Origin of the sequence: Methylobacterium sp. GXF4 (assembly GCF_000272495.1) — a bacterium.
In the GTDB taxonomy this organism is placed as follows: Bacteria; Pseudomonadota; Alphaproteobacteria; order Rhizobiales; family Beijerinckiaceae; genus Methylobacterium; species Methylobacterium brachiatum.
In genome coordinates this window covers 1-14,268 of sequence record NZ_AKFK01000023.1, presented here as the reverse complement: position 1 = coordinate 14,268, position 14,268 = coordinate 1, and the positions used below count along the sequence as shown (strand labels likewise).

Here is a 14,268-nt window from a genome sequence, read left to right as displayed (position 1 = left end):
GTCGCCGCGCACGCCGAAATCGCCCAGCGTCGCCTCGAGCAGGGTCGCGTTCTGCTCCAGGGCATCGGCCGAGACCAGGCTCGCCGGCGAGGGACCGCGCGGGGCGGCCAGCAGGTCGAGGGCCGGCAGGGCGTAATCCTCGGGCCGCATCTGCGGCGCGGGCGCCCGGCGGGCCGGGACCGGCGCGGCGGCCGGCGCCGCGACCCGCGAGGCGGTCGGCTCCGGGGCGCGCGGTGCCGCCGGCCGGGCAGGGGCCTCGAACGCGTCCGGCTCGTCGTCGTCCGGCGGCAGGGCGACCCGGCGGGCGGGCGCCGCAACCGGCTCGTCGTGTGCCTCGAAGACCGGCTCGCGCCGCTCCGGGCCCGCCTGCGGCGCCTCGGGCAGGTGCTCGGCCCAGGGCAGGTCCGCATCCGTGAAGGCGCGCCGCGCCGCGAGCGCCGGCGAGGCGCTGTCGAACGGCTCGACCCGGCCGGTCCGCCAGGTCTCGATCCGCCGCGCCAGGGCGACGCGCATCCGCATCAGGCCCTGGGCGAGGGCGCCGATCCCGACGAGGCCGAGGCTCGGCTCGTCCGCGTCCTCGCGCTCGTCGCGACCCCGCAGGGCCGGATGCCGGGCGGGATAGGGCTCGTCGTGGAAGGAGTCCTCCTCAACGGTCCCGAACCGGCAGGCGCCGGTGAGGCTGAGGATCGCCACCGCGGCGTAGACGAAGCCGACAAGATGAGCCGCCGCCGAGGACACCGCCCCGACGATCACCCGGGCCATCGACAGCAGGCCGTCGCCGGCCACGCCGCCGAGCCCGGTCGGGAGCGGCCAGCGGGCCGTGGGGGGCAGGGCGCTCGCCACCGCGCTCGCCGCGCAGAAGCCGATGATCCAGAGCGCCAGGCGCATGCCCCCCTGCGGCAGGTCGCGCTCGCGCATCAGCCGCACGCCCCAGAGGACGGGGGGCAACACGAAGGCGAGGGCGCCGAGCCCCAGGATCTGCATGGCGAGGTCGGCCACGACGGCGCCCGGCTGGCCGAGCACGTTGTGGGCCGGATGGTCGGTGGCGTGGTTGAGGCTCGGGTCGTCGATCGACCACGTGGCCAGGGCGACGGTCAGGGCGACCGCCCCGGTGAACAGCACGAACCCTCCGAGCTCCGTCAGGCGCTTGCCCAGGAAGGGGCGAACGCTGTCGACGTAAGTGTCGTAGGGCGACGCGGGACGGCGAAGCGAGCGCATGCGGGACCGGACGCGAACGGGGACTCTCTCGCCCGAGGCTAGTCATGCCGGCCTTAACGACCTGCTAAGGTTGAGGAAGCCTGACCCCGCGCGCCCAGGATCGCGCGGGATCCGGCGCGGGGTGGTGCAAAAACCGCCTCGCTATGGCACAGAAACGGCCATGCAAATCGACGGCACGCCCTATCGCACGATCTTCCCGGACCCGGACGGCGTCAGCGTCCAGGTGATCGACCAGACGCGCCTGCCCTTCGCGTTCGAGCTGAAGCGGCTCGCCACGCTCGACGATGCGGCTTTGGCGATCCGCACCATGATCGTGCGTGGCGCGCCGCTGATCGGCGTCACCGCGGCCTACGGGCTGGCGCTCGCCATGCGGGCCGATCCCTCGATGGAGGGGATCGACCGGGCGGTGGCGGCGCTCGCTGCGACCCGCCCGACGGCGATCAACCTGCGCTGGGCGCTCGATCGGGTCGCCGGCAACCTGCGGCAGATCCAGCCGGCCGAGCGCTTCGCCCGCGCCTTCGCGGAGGCCGGCCGCATCGCCGAGGAGGATGTGGCGAGCTGCCGCTCGATCGGCGCCCATGGCGGCCAGATCATCGCCGACCTGCACGCGGCGAACGGCGGGCGGCCGGTCACGGTGCTGACCCATTGCAACGCCGGCTGGCTCGCGACGGTGGATTGGGGCACCGCCCTGGCGCCGATCTACGCGGCCCACGAGCGCGGCGTGCCGGTCCACGTGTTGGTGGACGAGACCCGGCCGCGCAGCCAGGGCGCGGCGCTCACCGCCTTCGAGCTCCACGGCCACGGCGTGCCGCACACGGTGATCGCCGACAATGCCGGCGGCCACCTGATGCAGCATGGCGGGGTCGACCTGTGCATCGTCGGCTCGGACCGGACCACGGCGTCGGGCGACGTCTGCAACAAGATCGGCACCTACCTGAAGGCGCTCGCCGCCCACGACAACCGCGTGCCGTTCTACGCGGCCCTGCCGTTCTCGACCATCGACTGGACGCTGCACGACGGCGTGAAGGAGATCCCGATCGAGGAGCGCGACGGCCGCGAGGTCACCCACATGACCGGCCGGCTGGCCGATGGCGGCTTCGCCACGATCGAGGTGGTCTCCCCCGGCAGCCCGGTGGCCAACCCGGCCTTCGACGTGACCCCGGCCCGCCTCGTGACCGGGATCATCACCGAGCGCGGCATCTGCGAGGCGAGCGAAGAGGGGCTCTACGGGCTGTATCCGGAGCGCCGGAAGGCGGCGTGAGCCGCCTCATCGCGCGCCGGGCCGACCGGACTCGGCGAGCTGCTGAGCCCGGGCGTTCTGGCGCTCGAACATCCAGCCTGGATACTCGGCCGGCAGCGCGCTCACCGCGTCGAGGCGATCGAGCTCTTCCGCGGTGAGCTGGAGCTTGGTCGCGGCGATGTTGTCCTCGAGCTGATCGAGGCGCTTGGCGCCGACGATCACGCTGGTCACCGCCTTGCGGTGCAGGAGCCAGGCGAGCGCCACTTGCGCCACCGAGACGCCCCGAACCTCCGCGACGACCCGCATCGCGTCGATGCAGGAATCCGCACGGGGCCGGTCGACCGGCGGGAAATCGAAGCTCGCGCGCCGGCCCTCTCCCGTTCCGCCGGAATACTTGCCGCTCAGCAGGCCGCCCGCCAGAGGGCTCCAGACCAGCAGACCGAGGTTCTCGGAGCGCAGCATCGGGACGATCTCCCGCTCGAGGTCGCGGCCCGCGATGGAATAGTAGGCCTGCAGCGTCTCGAAGCGGGCGAGCCCGGCCCGCTCGCTGATCCCGAGCGCTTTGACGATCTGCCACGCCGCCCAGTTCGACACGCCGACATAGCGGACGTGGCCGTGCTGCACGAGGATGTCGAGGGCCCGCATCGTCTCCTCGATCGGGGTCGCCGGATCGAAGCCGTGGACCTGATAGAGGTCGATATGGTCGAGCTGCAGCCGCTTCAGGCTCGCCTTGCAGGCGTCGATCAGGTGCAGGCGCGAGGCGCCGCGGGCGTTGGCGCCCGATCCCATGGGCCCGTAGCCCTTGGTGGCGACGACAACGCTGTCGCGCGAGACCTTGAGGTCGCGCAGGACCTGGCCGGTGATCTCTTCGGAGAGACCTTCCGCGTAGACGTCGGCCGTATCGAGAAAGTTGATGCCGGCATCGAGGGCCCGCCCGACGAGACGCCCGGCTTCCGCTTGGTCGAGGGCACCGATCTGGCGCCACATCCCGCCGCCGCCGCCGAAGGTCATCGTGCCGAGGCAGAGTTCCGAGACGAACAGTCCCGTGTTGCCGAGCTTCTTCTGATACATGTGCGCGGGATCCCTTCCGTGTCCGACGCGACAACGCGCGGGGGCGGGAACCGCTGCCCCTCACGGCTCCCAGCGATGGAACACGGCGCTGTCGAACGAAAAGACCGGCTCGCCGCGCTGGTTCACGCCGGTGTTGCGGGCAAACGCCAGGCCCCAGCCGGGGCGGGAGGCGGAGGCGCGCTTGTCGGTCAGCTTCGTGCTGAACCGGACCGTGTCGCCCGCATAGACCGGCTTGAGCCAGCGCATATTTTTGAAGCCCGGGGAGGGGCCGGCTTCCGGGACGGGGCCGCGGGTGGCCGTGTAGGCGGCGTCGCGGGCGCGGGTGGTGAGCAGCCGGTTCATGTAGGCGGCGGCGGTGTGCCAGCCGGAGGCGCAGAGGCCGCCGAAATGGCTGCGGCTGGCCGCGGCCTGGTCGAGATGGAAGGCCTGCGGGTCGTAGGCCTCGGCGAAGGCCACGATCGCCGCGGCGCTGAACGGGTAGGCGCCGAGGTCGCGGACCATCCCGATCTCGGCGTCGCGCAGGAACGGCAGGATCTCGGCATCCTCCGGCTCGGTCACGGGCCCCGGCTCGCCGATCGCCACCGGGCGCGGCGGCAGGGGATCGGTGCCGCGCCGGGCCAGCATGAAGGTGAAGCGCTGGGTCAGCACCGTCTCGCCGCGCTGGTTGCCGAGGGCGAGTTCCGCGGTCGCGAAGCCGAGCCCCGGCTTCGAGGCCGAATCCCGCATCCCGACGACCCGGAAGGTCAGCGTCAGGGCGTCCCCGGGCAGGACCGGCGCCAGCCAGCGCAGCTCGTCGATCCCCGGCGCGCCGAGCGAGGAGCCGCCGCGGAACGGCCCTTTCTGAAGCAGCCGCATCCCCAGCGCCGCCGTGTGCCAGCCCGACGCGATCAGCCGTCCCGCGAAGGTCCCCTCCGCGGCCGCCTCGTCGAGGTGGAACGGCTGGAAGTCGAAGGCCCGCGCGAAGCCGACGATGTCGTCGCGGCCGACCGTCAGGGGCTCGCCAACGATCACGTCGCCGACGGAAAAATCCTCGACCGCGGGGTCCGGCATGGCAGCCTCGTCGGGTGGGTCAGGAGCTCAGTTGGCGAAGCGGAAATGCAGCACGTCGCCGTCCTGCACCACGTAGTCCTTGCCCTCCAGCCGCAGCTTGCCGGCATCCCGGGCGCCGGATTCACCGCCGAGCGTGGTGTAGTCCTTGAACGCGATGGTCTCGGCGCGGATGAAGCCCTTCTCGAAATCCGAGTGGATCACCCCGGCGGCGCCGGGCGCACGGGTGCCCTTGGTGATCGTCCAGGCCCGGGCCTCCTTGGGGCCGACCGTGAAGTAGGTCACGAGTCCGAGGAGATCGTAGCCGGCGCGGATCACCCGGTTGAGGCCGGGCTCGGTCAGCCCCACCGCCTCCAGGAACTCGGCCTGGTCGGCCTCCGGCATCACGGCGATCTCGCTCTCGATCTTGGCCGAGACCACCACCGCCACGGCGCCCTCGGCCTTGGCCCGGGCGAACACCGAATCCGAATAGGCGTTGCCCTTGTCGGCATCACCCTCGTCGACGTTGCAGACGTAGAGGACCGGCTTGGCGGTCATCAGGCCGAGGGACTGGAACAGCTTCTCCTCGTCCGGCTTGCGCTCGACCAGGCGGGCCGGCTTGCCCTCGCGCAGCAGCGGCAGGGCGCGGTTGACGAGGTCGAGGGTCTCCTTGGCCTCCTTGTCGGCGCCCTTGGCCTTCTTCTCCAGGGCGACGGCCCGGCGCTCCAGGCTGTCGAGATCGGCCAGCATCAGCTCGGTCTCGATGGTCTCGATATCGGCCGCCGGATCGACCTTGCCCTCGACATGGGTGACGTCGCCGTCGGTGAAGCACCGCACCACGTGGGCGATGGCGTCGACCTCACGGATGTTGGCCAGGAACTGGTTGCCCAGGCCCTCGCCCTTGGAGGCGCCGCGCACCAGCCCGGCAATGTCCACGAAGGTCAGCCGCGTCGGGATCTTTTCCTTCGAACTCGCGATCCGGACGAGGTCGTCCAGGCGCGGATCCGGCACCGCCACCTCGCCGACATTCGGCTCGATGGTGCAGAACGGGTAGTTCGCCGCCTGGGCGGCCGCCGTCTGCGTCAGCGCGTTGAACAGGGTCGACTTGCCGACGTTCGGCAGGCCGACGATGCCGCATTTGAAGCCCATGATCCGTCCTAATGGTCCGCCATGATCGTTTCAGGACCTGCCTGGAATGGGTCCACGATCGTAATGCCCTCGACCTCGCGGCCGTGTTGAAAATCCTCCGAGAGGAGGTAGCGACATCCCGCCCGGATCGCAGAGCCGAGGATGACGCAGTCCCACCACTGGAAGCCGGTCTGAGCGCGCAGAGACCATGCGCTCGCAATGAGCTCAAGGTCCGTCGCGCCGTGCGACCATGTTTCGATCGCCAGGGTCGTCCGCCGCACCTCGTCGGCCGCGACGCGAATCCGGCCCCGCAGAAGGGCGTTGTGAATCTCGCCGAGAACTTGCGGGCTGACCACGGCGGTGTTTCGCGCCGACAGCGTCGCCAGCCAGAGCCGGGCTCGCTCCTGCTTCTCGGGGAAGCGGTCATCCCGGGCATAGAGGAGGATGTTCGAATCGATGAAGACGCGCGGGGCCCCGGGTCTCTGCTCACTCATCGTAGAGCTGGTCGCGCGACGGCGCGCGCCCATTCTCGTCGAGGACGTGAAGCGGCGGTCCGGCCAGGAACTGCGCGAGGGCCTCGCTCTGCGAGACGGGGCGGCCGACGCGCTGCTCCACCGTCTCGGCGACGAAGCGCGACAGGCTCTTGCCCTCGTGCGCCGCCGCCACGCGGGCGCGGCGCAGCAGATCCTCGTCCATCGTCACGGTGACGTTCTTCATGGCAGCCTCTGCCGGCTATATCGTGTTCCCGTGTTTTCGTGTCAATTTTTGGCGCCGAGCGTCTTCACCTCGTCCCAGCCCCGGCCGGCCATGGCGAGGTGGACCTTGTTCTGGAAGCTCGCATCCTCGCCCGCCGCCAGCAGCGCCACATGGTCGGCGACCGCGTGGCAGAGATCCTCGACCCAGGGCAGCTCGGCCTTGCCGAAATCGTTGAGCACGTAGGAATGCACCAGCGCCTTGTCGCCGGGATGGCCGATGCCGAGCCGCACCCGGCGATACTCGTTGCCGCATTGGGCGGTGATCGAGCGCAGGCCGTTATGCCCGGCATTGCCGCCGCCCAGCTTCACCCGGAGCTTGGCCGGGGCGAGGTCGAGCTCATCGTGCAGCACGATCACGTCGCCGAGCGGGATCTTGTAGAAGCGCTGCGCCTCCGAGACCGAGCGCCCGGACTCGTTCATGAAGGTCGAGGGCTTGAGCAGGATCGCCCGCTCGGTGCCCAGCACCACCTCGGCGGCCTCGCCCTGGAACCGGTGCCGGAACGGGCTCGCCCGGTGCTGGCGGGCGATCGCGTCGACGGCCAGGAAGCCGATATTGTGCCGGTTGTTCGCGTAGCGCGAACCGGGGTTTCCGAGGCCGACGATCAACCGCATGGCAGAGTCCCTGGCGCGCTCCCGGTCATGGGGCATCCCTTTCGGGGCGGTCTGTGGCACGCTTCCTCGCGCGACGCATCCCCGCTCCGGTCCCGGGCGCCGCGCCTCAGCGCCGTCCGTACCGGCCTCTTCGGATCCTGCGTGAAGCATTCGGGGTCGACCGCGCGCCAACCGTGCGCCAGCGCACGGCATCGGTCGAACCGCCGGCAGAGGATCCCGGTTGAGAGGTCACATTCGGCCAAGCAAAGCCGGAGCGATCAAGACCGCCGGACCGACGATCTTCCTCACTCGACACGGTTGACCGGATGACTTCCCGTCGAAGTCAGACGCAGACAATAGGAGATCCTCATGACCATGCGCATGTTCGCCGCCGCCGCCCTGTTTGCCGCCGCTGCCTCGCCGGCCCTCGCGCAGGGGCTGGACTCGAAGCATTCGCCCTATCCGGCCTCGGCCTATTCGGGCTGGGCCGGGAATGCCGGCGTCCTGCAGCAGGATCGGACCCGGCCGGCGCAGGCCTCCGCCTACCGCTATGCCGGCCCGCATGCCGGCGGCCCGGCCAACGCCCTGCCGCGGTACTGAGGCGGCGCGGGTCCCGGATCGCCCAGGGCCCGCCGCCCGTCAGGTCGCCGGAACGGCCCGACCGTCGCGCCCGGCGGTCTCACCCTGCGGTCCGGCGGCGTCGATCGCGCGCAGCTCGCCCGGGCGCAGCGTCCCGGTCAGCAGGTCGACCTGGCTCACCAGACGGGCCAGGGACTGGCCCCGGTCGAGATCGGGCCGCTCGGGGAGCGGCCGGTCTTGCCCGAGCGCGGCCAGGGTGGCGGCGATCCAGCTCCGCCAGCCTTGCGCCTCCGGGGCGGCCGCCTCGGGAGCGTGACGCAGCACCGTGAGCCGGGCGCTGATCCGGCGCAGGGTCGCGTCCGCCACCATGGCGGCTTCCACCTCCGGGTGGCCGCCCGCCCGGGGCTGCTGCAGGGCCCGGGACAGGGCCGCCTCCAGATCGTTGAGGGCCAGGCCCGCCGCCCGGGCGCGGGCCGAGATCGCGGCCTCGCGCGCCTCCCCGGGGGCGGCAAGCAGCACCGCCTCGGCGAAGTCGGCATGGGCCTTGAGCGCCCGCCGCAATTCCTGCCGGACCTGGTCCGGCTCCCAGATCGGCCACAGAACCAGGCAGCTCGCCACCGCGATCAGGCCGCCCAGCACCGTGAAGCCGGCGCGCATGCCGACGATCTCCCAGGAGCTGTGGCCGGGCTCCAACAGCTCGACCAGCAGCACCACCAGCGGGGTCAGGCAGGTGACGAAGAAGCCGTAGGAGATCTGGCGCGCCGCGAAGCCGACCACGCTGAGCACGAGGATCAGCCCGGCCTCCACCAGCGGGGTCGTGGCGTAATAGGCCAGCACCGCCCCCGCGAGCCCGCCCAGCACCGTGCCGCCGATCCGCTCCAGCGCCCGCTGCCAGGTCGCGGCGTAGAACGGCTGCATGGTCAGCACCACGGTCATCACCAGCCAGTGGGTGAACGCGCCGGCATAGGTCAGCGTGGCGGCGAGCGCCGGCGCCGAGACCGCGGTGGCCCGCAGGGCGTGCCGGAGATTCGGCGAGGCGAGGGTGAAGTTCTGCGCCAGCGGCTCGACATAGCGGGTCCAGCGGTCGAGGCTGCGCCCGTCCGTGAGGGTGCCGCCCGGCCGGTAGCCCTCGGGCGTCGAGAGCTTGGCGCCGATCCGCACCCGTCCGACGATCCGCTCCGCCAGCCGCGCCAGGGTCGCGTCCTCCGCCAAGCCCTCCGCGGCCCGGGCGATGGAGTGTTCGAGCCGGCCGAGATCGAGGCTGGCATCGTCGCGGATCGCCCGGGCGATGGTGACGAGCAGCGGGCGCAGCCGCCGCAGGAAGGTCTTGGTCAGGGCCCGCCGGCTCGGCGCGGGCCGGCTCTCGATCAGCTCCGCCACCGCGATCAGCGCGGAGAAGATCTGCTCGGCGCTCTCCAGGCGCAGCAACGCCTGGGCGGTTCGCTCGGAGACGCGCTCGCGCGAGCGGGCGAGGTCGAGGATCATGGTCCGGGCGGTCTCGATGCTGGCGCGCACGCCCCGCCGGTGGCCGCGCGCATGCCCGTCGAAGGCGGCCGCATCGGGCTCGCCCAGGGCGACGAGCCGCTCGAGATCGCCGCAGAGCCGCGCCAGGCCGTGCCAGACCTCGGCCACCGCCCGGTGCGCCGGCCGGTACGGGTGCAGGCGCCAGATCACCAGGGCGAGCAGCGTCGCCCAGAGCCCGCCGGCCGCGAACATCAGCGCCACGATCCCGGCCTGCTCCAGGGTGAGCGGCCGGTCGAGGGCGATGCACAGCACGACCACCAGCACGTTCCCGGCCGCTTGCGCCTGCACGCTCCAGACCCGGGCATACGAGCAGGCGAAGATCAGCGCGCAGGCGACCGGCACCACGACCGGAAGCCCAAGGGGCTGCAGCAGGCCGACCCCCGCCCAGAGCAGGCCGCCGAGCAGGGAGAACGCGGTCAGCACCCGCAGGCGCACCCGCATCGGCCCGCCCGTGTCGCAGAAGCAGGCGAGGTTGGCGGCCAGCGCCATGGTGAGCAGCGGCGGCCACTGCACCCAGATGTTGATCAGGATGACGACGCCGAACGCGAAGGCGGCGCGCACGCCCTCGACCAGCCGGACGTTGCGCAGGTCCAGGCCGGTCGGCAGCCGCCGCAGATCCGCCCCCGGCCGAGCCAGGCTGCCCCGGCCGGCGGCCCGGCGACGCGGGGCGCGCCCGGGGGGTGATGCGGAGGGATTCGGGCCAGCCAACCTCGGACTCCTGTTCGGGCGCGCGGCGCCCCGGCATGAACCGCGCCCCGCCCTGTCCGGATCCCTCCCGCGCCGCAACCCCGCCCGGGCACGGACGGTGCCGGCGGCGACGAACCCGGCCCCGAGGGGCCAGACGCTTGACCCTCGGGCAAGCCCATGGCTTTTGAGGGCGCTGGCACCCGAGACTCCGTAGCTCAGCTGGATAGAGCAGCCGCCTTCTAAGCGGCAGGTCGTTGGTTCGAGCCCAACCGGGGTCGCCAGGCAACGCAACGCGGTGGCATCGTCTCGCGCCGGGCTGTCCGGCCGGCGGGCGCCTGTTGAATCCGGCAGATCCCCGCGTCGTGTTCGGGTGGGACGCCGCCTTCGCCTCCCGTGATCTGAGCGCCCGGCGTTCGCCGAGAGGCGGGAACGGGGTTCGACGCCCTCCGGTTTCCTCTCGATACAGGGAGGAGACAGGTCATGAGCACGTCAGACGCCGCGAAACCCGGCGACGAGGCGCCTCCGGGCGCGCCCGGAACGGGCGAGAACCTGTGTCGCGCGTGCAGCGGGACCGGCAAGGTCGACACCGTCTCCTGCCCGGACTGCAAGGGGACCGGCAAGGTGACCACCGGTATCGGCGGCGGCTGACCTGCTCCGCGGCGGCGCGCTCGACCTCGGACCGGTCGCCTCCGCCATGGAACCCGGCGATCGGCGGGGGCTGGTGCCGGTCCACCGCCCCCTGCACGATGCGCTTCCGTTCGCGACGGAGGGCCCGGCCTCAGCCGGGCCGGACGCGGGTCTCGGACCGCTGGCAGGATTCGAGATCCCGCACCGAGCGGTTGTAGGTGTCGTTGAACAATTGCGCCGGCTGGCTCGGGTCGCCTTTCGCCCGGATGTCCCGGGCCACGTCCCGGCCGTGGCCGATCACGCTGGCCACGGTGTCGGCGTAGCCCGTGCACGACGCGCTCGGCTTCGGGCTCATGCCGTCGAGACTCGTCCCGAGCTGCCGGTTGGCGATCGAGACCTCGCCCAAAGCCCCCAGGAACGGCGCCACGTCGGCCTTCGGGCCCAGCGCCTCGAAACGCTGCACCGCCCGGCGCAGGGCGAGGCTGGTCGCGAGGAGCCGGCGGGCGGGGGCGTCCTCGGGCAGGGCGGTCATCCGCCGCTCGTCGCGGGCAAGCTCGCGCTCGAACAGGGCGGTGCCGTAGGCATCCATCGCCTTGGCGGCCGCCTCGACCTTGGGCACGAGGATCGGGTGCTGCTGGCGGGCGAACGTGTATCCGTCCTCCTTGAATTCCCGGGTCGTCTGGTAGCGGGTCAGGGCCTTGAGGGTCGGGTTGACGTCGCGCAGCGCCGCCAGCAGCCGAGCCGCCTGGGGATCGACCTCGGGGATGCTTCCCGGCAGGGCGACGGCCTTCTCCAGCTCGTCGATCACCCCGTCGAAATCGACGATGCCGAAATGGTACCAGGCGTTGGCGCCCAGCTTGGTGCCGAGCTTGAGCACGCGCTCGTTGTCGCGCCGGTATTCGGCGAGCTGGCGCTCCAGGGGGTGGGAGCGCACCAGATGGTTCTGCGCCTCCGTATAGGCGTTCACCTTCGCGACCGCCTGCGCTTCGGGACTCTGCGGCGGCGGCGCGGCCCGGGCGGGCGCCTGCGCGGCCGCCACGGGGGGCGCCGCTTGGAGGAGCGCCTGCGAGGCCGCGGGCAAAGCGGGGAAATCGCACTTGAAGGCGTCGACCAGGCTCTTGCGCACGGCCGCGTGGGCCTGGGCGCATTGATAGGCGACGGTCGGCCGGGCTGCCGGGTTGCGGGCCACCGAGTCCCGGAAGCTCTCGCGCATCGTGTTGATGCCTTGGCGGATGCCGGGACGGGCGGGCTCCGGCACGCCGGGGCTCGCCGCGCATTGCGCGTAGGCGTCGAGGAAGGCGTCGCAGCTCTCCACGCCGACCGGCGTGAGTGGCGTCACGGCCGCGGCCGGCGTCGCCAGCACGGCGGCGAGACACGCTGCGGTGAGGCGACCCCGTGGCGGCCTCACCACGGATCTGACGCGCGGCATCCTCATCTCCTGGAACGGTCGGTCGGGCGGGTGGGGGCTGGCGCGCTCAGAGCGTGCGGAGGGCCAGCAGCGGGACGAAGGCGGCCAGCGCGACGGGCACGGACCAGTACTGCGCCGGCACCCAGAACAGCGTGTGGCGGCGGCGGAGCAGGATGCGCGCGTTCGTGGCCGGGTCGATGAGTGCGCGCGGCGGCGTCGTGTTCAGGCGTCGGCCGACCATCCAAGTGGCGGCCGCGGCCGCGAACAGCCCGAGGCTGACGGCGAGGAAGGTGAGTTCGGGATGGCCGAGGGCGCGCAACGCGAGGCCGCCCAGGGCCCCGACCGCGACGGCGGTGCCGAGCGCGACGGGGACGACCACGATCCCCCAGCCCGACCAGATGAACAGCATCCCCAGCGCCCCTGTTTCGATCCGGGTCCGCAGCCGAAGGGCGGCGCGCCGGGCCGCCCGCGATCAGGCGCGCCGCCGGCGCCCCTTCCGGTCCCTCTTGGAACTGCGATTGGGGCAATGCTGTGTTCGCGGCGGCGTGAGCGCGGGCGAATACTGATCGCCGGAAATATCCGCCGATCCTGGCCCCGGCGACCGCGATGCTGCGAATCTAACGGAACGGCTCGAGGGCGGCGTCGGCGTGCTAGCGAACCGGTCGATCCGGGCGTGGCCCCACCCGAGCCTCTTGGAGGAACGCGAGGGCGGGGCCCTGCTGACGGCTTGCACCGTCGGCAGGGCTAATCATGCCATGGGCCGATCGAAGGCGAGCGCAGCTGTGGCGCGCGCGGATCCGGCTCTCACTGACCTTGTTGCGGCAGGAGGTTGCGCGCTTCCTTGACCGCGTCGCGGCAGCTCTGGTCCCCCTTGGCGTTCAGATCGACGGCCCGTTGCAGGGCCGTCTTGGCCTGGGAAACCTTGTCCTCCGAGGCCAAACCCGGCGAGGCCTTGGGATCCCCGCCCTTCGCCGCGGCGGCCGCGGCGGTCGGACGGTTCTCCGATTGCCGGCGGACATCGTCCGGCGAGGTCGCGACCCGACTGCTGGCGATGCCGTCCGCTTGTCCGCTGCCCGTCGCCGCGCCGACGGGGCCCGATACGCCGCCGACCGTCCCGGGCGTGCCGCCGCTCTCGCGCGAGGCGCCGCCCTGCTGCGCCCGATCCGTATCCGGCGTGCCCACCGGTTTCGCGGTGCCGCCGGTCGTGCCCGCCGTTTGCTGGCCCGACGCGTTCTCAGGCCCCTTGCGCTGGCCGTAATCCGGCTCGGAGGTGGGCGCCCCCATTCCGACCTGCTTGTCCATGTCCCGCCGCAGCTTGGCGATGTCGTCCGAGCACGGGCCGCCTTCCTGGGCGAACGCAACGGCCGGGAAGACGGTGAGGGCTGCCAGGGCTGCAGCCCCGCACATCAGATTGAGCCGTCGCATGTGAGCGTCCTCCACTGTGTTGGTTTGGCCTATGCTCAACCGTGCTCGGACGGACTTGTTCTGTGGTCGGTGCCGATCCGGCTTCCACCTCCGGAGGCAGCCACGGCCACCCGGCGCCATCCTTGGTGGGAAGGCGCGCGGACGACCGGGCGCGTCGGGTCAGGCGGTCACCGGGGCCGCGCCCCGATGCGGATGCGCTCAGCCCCCGCCACCGTTCCCGGCACCGCCGCCGCCGCTGCCGGTCGAGCCGGTGCGCGAGGGCTGCCCGGCATTCCCCCCCGCCGCCGAGTCGGGGGCGGCGCCGTCCTGCGGCCGGCCGGTCGGCGAGATGGTTGCCGCGTCTTCGGCGCCGGTGGATCCCGGCTGCTGGGTGACGACGCCCGGCGTTCCGGGCGAGGCATGGCCCGTCGTATTCGGGGATGTCGGGATGCTTTGGGCCAGGGCCGGGGTCGCGAGGAGTGCGGCCGTGGCGGCCATCAAGATGCGTTTGGGCATGGGGATCGGTCTCCACCTGTCGAATGAGGGAAACCGGCGGTCTCTCATCCCGTGTCCCGGCATCGGTGTCACAGGTGCGGGCAACCCGCGCGGGCATGGTCCTCGGAGCGCGGCTCCCCCCGGTCCGGCGCCCGCTATCCCAGCGCGGCAGGAAGCGGTCCCGGCAACAGGCGCGCCGGGCCCTCCGGATGGGTCATCCCCGAGCTTTCCGGCGGAGCGGCATCCGCCCGCATCACCTCCGGACAGTCTGGAGATCGTCGATCCGGTCGCAGCGGCAACAGTCGGATGCCGGGTTTGTCCCAGGTCGTGGTGGAGGGCCCAGTACAGCGCAATGTATTTCGCAATCCATCGCGGCTTCATAAATGGTTTACTATGTCGCCCGCGCCGTTATCGCTGGGTGTGTCCGTAAAACTACAGCTATTTGGTCCACGTGCCGGTAGGCTTACCGACAGATAGAAACCCTGGACCGCCCAACATGACCAAGCTTCTCGCCT

15 protein-coding genes and 1 tRNA gene are annotated in these 14,268 nt (G+C 72.0%); 4 read left to right on the top strand and 12 right to left on the bottom strand.

All coding sequences use genetic code 11. From position 1 onward, the window contains the following. Positions 1-1,218 (bottom strand): DNA translocase FtsK 4TM domain-containing protein (locus WYO_RS03745; protein WP_007559198.1); only part of this gene is annotated, 1,218 nt, incomplete at its 3' end. 160 nt (positions 1,219-1,378) lie between these two features. Between WYO_RS03745 and mtnA the strand changes: the two genes are divergently transcribed. Further along, complete coding sequence (gene mtnA / locus WYO_RS03740) at positions 1,379-2,479, top strand: S-methyl-5-thioribose-1-phosphate isomerase (RefSeq protein ID WP_007559197.1); 1,101 nt, start codon at positions 1,379-1,381, stop codon at positions 2,477-2,479. Positions 2,480-2,485: 6 nt separating this feature from the next. Here the strand turns inward: mtnA and WYO_RS03735 are convergent, their stop codons facing one another. From WYO_RS03735 to pth, 6 genes are read right to left on the bottom strand one after another with little or no spacing between them, the layout of a single operon-like run. Further along, complete coding sequence (locus tag WYO_RS03735; RefSeq protein ID WP_007559196.1) at positions 2,486-3,529, bottom strand: aldo/keto reductase; 1,044 nt, start codon at positions 3,527-3,529, stop codon at positions 2,486-2,488. A gap of 60 nt (positions 3,530-3,589) precedes the next feature. Beyond that, positions 3,590-4,579 (bottom strand): MaoC/PaaZ C-terminal domain-containing protein, encoded by a 990-nt coding sequence (locus WYO_RS03730; RefSeq protein ID WP_007559195.1) that lies wholly within the window; start codon positions 4,577-4,579, stop codon positions 3,590-3,592. Positions 4,580-4,606: 27 nt separating this feature from the next. Further along, the gene (ychF, locus tag WYO_RS03725; protein ID WP_007559194.1) at positions 4,607-5,704 is read right to left on the bottom strand and encodes a redox-regulated ATPase YchF; all 1,098 of its coding nucleotides are present in this window, start codon (positions 5,702-5,704) and stop codon (positions 4,607-4,609) included. Between the two features lie 8 nt (positions 5,705-5,712). Next, positions 5,713-6,210, bottom strand: a complete 498-nt coding sequence (locus tag WYO_RS03720; RefSeq protein ID WP_081496925.1) for a PIN domain-containing protein — start codon at positions 6,208-6,210, stop codon at positions 5,713-5,715. After that, positions 6,170-6,400, bottom strand: a complete 231-nt coding sequence (locus tag WYO_RS03715; protein WP_007559190.1) for a hypothetical protein — start codon at positions 6,398-6,400, stop codon at positions 6,170-6,172. Before WYO_RS03715 ends, WYO_RS03720 begins: the two co-directional genes overlap by 41 nt. Positions 6,401-6,441: 41 nt before the next feature. Next, entirely contained in the window at positions 6,442-7,050 is a 609-nt protein-coding gene (pth, locus tag WYO_RS03710; protein WP_007559188.1) for an aminoacyl-tRNA hydrolase, read from the bottom strand. A 348-nt stretch (positions 7,051-7,398) separates the two neighbouring features. On the opposite strand from pth, the gene WYO_RS03705 reads away from it, so the two are divergent. Then, positions 7,399-7,629: a hypothetical protein gene (locus tag WYO_RS03705; RefSeq protein WP_007559187.1), complete on the top strand. Its 231-nt coding sequence runs from the start codon at positions 7,399-7,401 to the stop codon at positions 7,627-7,629. A 39-nt stretch (positions 7,630-7,668) separates the two neighbouring features. Here WYO_RS03705 and WYO_RS03700 read toward each other — a convergent pair whose 3' ends face one another. Beyond that, positions 7,669-9,840, bottom strand: coding sequence for an FUSC family protein (locus WYO_RS03700; protein WP_007559186.1), 2,172 nt, complete (start codon positions 9,838-9,840; stop codon positions 7,669-7,671). 183 nt (positions 9,841-10,023) lie between these two features. Here WYO_RS03700 and WYO_RS03695 point away from each other — a divergent pair. Further along, positions 10,024-10,100 (top strand) — tRNA-Arg (locus WYO_RS03695). 199 nt (positions 10,101-10,299) lie between these two features. After that, on the top strand, positions 10,300-10,467 hold the full coding sequence (locus tag WYO_RS31440) for a hypothetical protein (RefSeq protein ID WP_007559184.1): 168 nt from the start codon (positions 10,300-10,302) through the stop codon (positions 10,465-10,467). A 130-nt stretch (positions 10,468-10,597) separates the two neighbouring features. On the opposite strand, the gene WYO_RS03690 is transcribed toward WYO_RS31440, so the two are convergent. From WYO_RS03690 to WYO_RS03675, 4 genes are all read right to left on the bottom strand, one after another. Next, a complete protein-coding gene (locus WYO_RS03690; protein ID WP_007559183.1) occupies positions 10,598-11,875 on the bottom strand; it encodes a DUF3829 domain-containing protein in 1,278 nt (425 codons plus the stop codon). A gap of 46 nt (positions 11,876-11,921) precedes the next feature. After that, on the bottom strand, positions 11,922-12,263 hold the full coding sequence (locus tag WYO_RS03685; protein ID WP_007559182.1) for a hypothetical protein: 342 nt from the start codon (positions 12,261-12,263) through the stop codon (positions 11,922-11,924). Between the two features lie 395 nt (positions 12,264-12,658). Continuing rightward, positions 12,659-13,294: a hypothetical protein gene (locus WYO_RS03680; protein ID WP_244424046.1), complete on the bottom strand. Its 636-nt coding sequence runs from the start codon at positions 13,292-13,294 to the stop codon at positions 12,659-12,661. A gap of 183 nt (positions 13,295-13,477) precedes the next feature. Continuing rightward, a complete protein-coding gene (locus WYO_RS03675; protein ID WP_007559179.1) occupies positions 13,478-13,774 on the bottom strand; it encodes a hypothetical protein in 297 nt (98 codons plus the stop codon). Between the last annotated feature and the right edge of the window lie 494 nt (positions 13,775-14,268).